The organism is Rhizobium sp. 10N427 (assembly GCF_056394605.1).
In genome coordinates, this window is the sequence record NZ_JBFTID010000033.1 from 1 (window position 1) to 3,278 (window position 3,278).

Here is a 3,278-nt window from a genome sequence, read left to right on the forward strand (position 1 = left end):
CTGGCGACTGTTCGGGTTCAATGGAACGGCGGACGGAGACCCAGGCTCTCCCACGGGCTTGGTGTCCCAAAGGTGCGTCGGTCTTCCATCCGCCACCGCGATCGGCATTACAGCCTCGATAGCGGATAAAGGGAAGTTACAAAGGTGGCCCGAAGGGTCGGATGAGGGGGCTCCGGGCTTCAAAGCCAACTAGGATTCTGGTTATCCCCACTCCCTCATTGCTGTGCCCTTAGGGCTGAGCCCACGGGATGTCACAGGGAACCAGGCCACCGCGCGTCTGCGCGGTGAATGACTTGCGACACTATGAAGAGTCTCCTGCGCCCAAGGACTTGGGCGCGCTGGATCCCTGTGACGGGCACAGGGATGAGGGAGATTGGGGTCGGGCGTCCCATCTCTTCTGCGTCTTTCAAAAGGAATTTCCGATGACCTATGCATTGATCACTCCGCCACTGGCGGAGGCGCTGGCGCTTGGCGAGGTGAAGGCGCATTTGCGGCTGGATGGGGCGGACGAGGATGCGTTGCTGATGCCGCTGATCCGCGTTTCCCGTGAGCATCTGGAGCGGGTGACGGGGCTTTGCCTGATGGAGCAGGCCTGGCGGCTTTATCTTGATTCAGTTCCTGAAGACGGGGTGATTCAGATTGCCAGGGGGCCGGTGCAAGCGATTGAAAGCGTGACGCTTTATGATGCCGGTGGCGAGGAAGTCTCGCTGCCGCTGGATGGGCATGTGCTGGATCGCAGCACGCGGCCGGCGCGGCTGATCCTCGGGCGCACTGCGGTGGCCGGGCGGGCGATCAATGGCATCGAGATCGATTTTTCGGCGGGCTTCGGCGCAACGGCGGCGGATGTGCCGGATACCCTGAAGCGGGCGATGCTGATGCATGTGGCGCAGATGTTCGCGTTCCGCGGCGCTATCGCGGTGGCCGATCAGCCGGCGGATATTCCCGATGGATACGACCGGCTGATCACGCCCTTCCTGATGAGGCGGCTCTGATGCGGGCGGTGATGTTCGATCCCGGGCAGATGACGGCGCGGCTGGAGCTGGAGCGGCAGGTCGAGACGGCGGACGGGCAGGGCGGGGCGGCGGTTTCCTTCGAACCTGTCGGCCCGGTCTGGGCTTGCATCGAGCCGCTGGGCGAGAGCCGCGAGGAGCGGGCGGGTGCGGAGATCGTGACGGTGACGCACAGGATCTGGCTCAGGTTTCGCACCGGTCTTGCTGCTGGCATGCGGCTGCGCAAGGGCGAGCGCATCTTCGCGATCCGGAGTCTGCGTGATCCCGATGAGGGCGGGCGCTATCTCGTATGCCTCTGCGAGGAGGACGGGCGATGACGGCTATGGTGCAGACGATCACCGATCTCGCGGTCTTTCTGGCGAAACTGGCGCGGGATGGCGGCAAGCGGCCGAAGGAGACTGGCGATGAGCGCGGCAAATGAACTGCTGACGGCGATCCATGCGCGGTTGACCGGCGATGCCGGGCTTCGCGGGTTGATTGGGGCGGATGGTATCCGCGACAGGCTGGTGAGCGGCAAGAGGCTGCCCTGCATCGTGATCGGCGAGATGACGAGCGGCAGCATTCTCGAGGGCGAGGCGGGTGATGAGCATCGGTTCTCGCTCGACATCTGCTGCGAGGAGGGCGGCCGCAAGGCGGCGGGTGAGATCGTGGCGATGGTTTTGAGGTTGCTTGACGATGAGGCCCTGACGCTGCAGGGGCATCACCTTGTCGGGCTGCAGCACCTTTTGACGCGGTCGCGGCGCGAGGCGAAGACGCGCATGCACATGGCCGAGATGCGCTTCAGGGCAGTGACGGAACCGGTTGACGCGCCGCCTGCCTGACCATAGCGGCGAGCATCAAGACCAGGGCGAGCGCGATGGCCGCGAGCACGGCGCAGATGATGAGCGTCAGGCCGGTGCCGGCGCGGTCGAGCGTGGCGGTGAAGATGACGGGCGCTGCGGCATTGGCGAGGTTTTGCGGCATCGACAGACGGGCCGCCTGTAACCCGTATTCTTTGGCCGAGAAGAAGGACAGCGGCAGCAGCGCGCGGGCGACGGCGAGGATGCCGGAGCCGAAGCCGTACATCAGGATGAAGGTGACGAGAACAGGGGTCGAGCCGCTGAACGTGAGCAGCATCGCGAAGCTTGCGAGCATCAGGCTGATGCCGACGATCGAAGTCAGGATCGGATTGCCGCGCTTGCCGAGCAGCATGTCGAGCCCGCGGGCCGAAATACCGATGACGCCGCGGGCCGAGCCGAGCTGCAGCGCAAAGGCGGGCGAGGCGCCGGACTGGCGGAAGATTTCGATCAGCGACGGCGCCACGCCGAAACTGACGAAGGTGCAGAGCGTGGTGGAGGCTGCCAGCAGCAGGAAGGCGGTGCGGCGCTGCTTGCTCGACAGCGCGATCGGCGGCGTTTCGGCAGCGGTACCCTGCGTATGCGTGGCGACCGGTTTGGGCAGTGCGAAAAGATGCAGCGGCAGGCAGATGAAGAGGTGGAGGGCGGCCGAAATCCGGAAGGCGGCGCGCCAGCCGAAGGCGTCGTTGAGCCACGTCAGCAACGGCCAGAAAATGGTCGCCGACAGGCCGGTGAACAGCATGAGGATGGCGATGACGCGCTTGCCGTTCATCCCCTCGCGCTCGACGACGGCGGTATAGGCGGGTGCCGACAGGCCGAGCGCGCCGCCGAGGCCGATGACGATCCAGGCGAGCGCATAGAGGATGATGTCGTGCGCAGCCGAGAGCATGACGAGGCCGGTGGCGAAGATCACGGACGAGGCGGCGAGTACTTTGGCGGCGCCATGGCGCGCCAGCAGGCGGCCGGTACCTGGGCTGGCGAAGGCGGTGACCACCATCATGATGGTGATGCCGGCAAAGATGATCTCGTTCGGCAGGCTGAGCTCGGGCGCGATGACGCGGCCCATGACGCCGAGCATGTCGAATGTGGTGCCCCAGCCGATGAGCTGGGTGATCGCGAGGACGGCGATCGTCTGCGCCGAGCGGAGGGGGAATGTTGGCATTGGTGCTGAAAGGTTTTGGGGCTGGAAATAGCGGTGGGGTTTAGCAGGTTTGGTGGGGGTGAGGGAAGGTTGGAGTCTGACGATCGAGAGCGTTTCGATTGTGGCCCCCTCATCCGCCCTACGGGCACCTTTGTAACTTCCCTTTATCCGCTATCGAGGCTGTAATGCCGATCGCGGTGGCGGATGGAAGACCGACGCACCTTTGGGACACCAAGCCCGTGGGAGAGCCTGGGTCTCCGTCCGCCGTTCCATTGAACCCGAACAGTCGCC

4 protein-coding genes are annotated in these 3,278 nt (G+C 64.9%); 3 read left to right on the forward strand and 1 reads right to left on the reverse strand.

The window, feature by feature from the left end; all coding sequences use genetic code 11:
* The first annotated feature begins 422 nt into the window (after positions 1–422).
* The 3 genes from AC1DIJ_RS30810 to AC1DIJ_RS30820 all read left to right on the forward strand — a co-directional run bounded on the left by AC1DIJ_RS30810 (position 423) and on the right by AC1DIJ_RS30820 (position 1,831).
* Positions 423–992 (forward strand): head-tail connector protein, encoded by a 570-nt coding sequence (locus AC1DIJ_RS30810; RefSeq protein WP_477831756.1) that lies wholly within the window; start codon positions 423–425, stop codon positions 990–992.
* Positions 992–1,327, forward strand: coding sequence for a phage head closure protein (locus tag AC1DIJ_RS30815; protein ID WP_112390957.1), 336 nt, complete (start codon positions 992–994; stop codon positions 1,325–1,327). The genes AC1DIJ_RS30810 and AC1DIJ_RS30815 overlap by 1 nt, the downstream gene beginning before the upstream one ends.
* 87 nt (positions 1,328–1,414) lie before the next feature.
* Positions 1,415–1,831, forward strand: coding sequence for a DUF3168 domain-containing protein (locus AC1DIJ_RS30820; RefSeq protein ID WP_112390956.1), 417 nt, complete (start codon positions 1,415–1,417; stop codon positions 1,829–1,831).
* On the opposite strand, the gene AC1DIJ_RS30825 is transcribed toward AC1DIJ_RS30820, so the two are convergent.
* Positions 1,791–3,008 (reverse strand): MFS transporter, encoded by a 1,218-nt coding sequence (locus AC1DIJ_RS30825; RefSeq protein ID WP_112390955.1) that lies wholly within the window; start codon positions 3,006–3,008, stop codon positions 1,791–1,793. The genes AC1DIJ_RS30820 and AC1DIJ_RS30825 overlap by 41 nt on opposite strands.
* Between the last annotated feature and the right edge of the window lie 270 nt (positions 3,009–3,278).

Coding starts and splice junctions, on each gene's coding strand:
- AC1DIJ_RS30810 (WP_477831756.1), top strand. CDS start 423: ATGACCTATGCATTGATCACTCCGCCACTGGCGGAGGCGCTGGCGCTT.
- AC1DIJ_RS30815 (WP_112390957.1), top strand. CDS start 992: ATGCGGGCGGTGATGTTCGATCCCGGGCAGATGACGGCGCGGCTGGAG.
- AC1DIJ_RS30825 (WP_112390955.1), bottom strand. CDS start 3,008: ATGCCAACATTCCCCCTCCGCTCGGCGCAGACGATCGCCGTCCTCGCG.
- AC1DIJ_RS30820 (WP_112390956.1), top strand. CDS start 1,415: ATGAGCGCGGCAAATGAACTGCTGACGGCGATCCATGCGCGGTTGACC.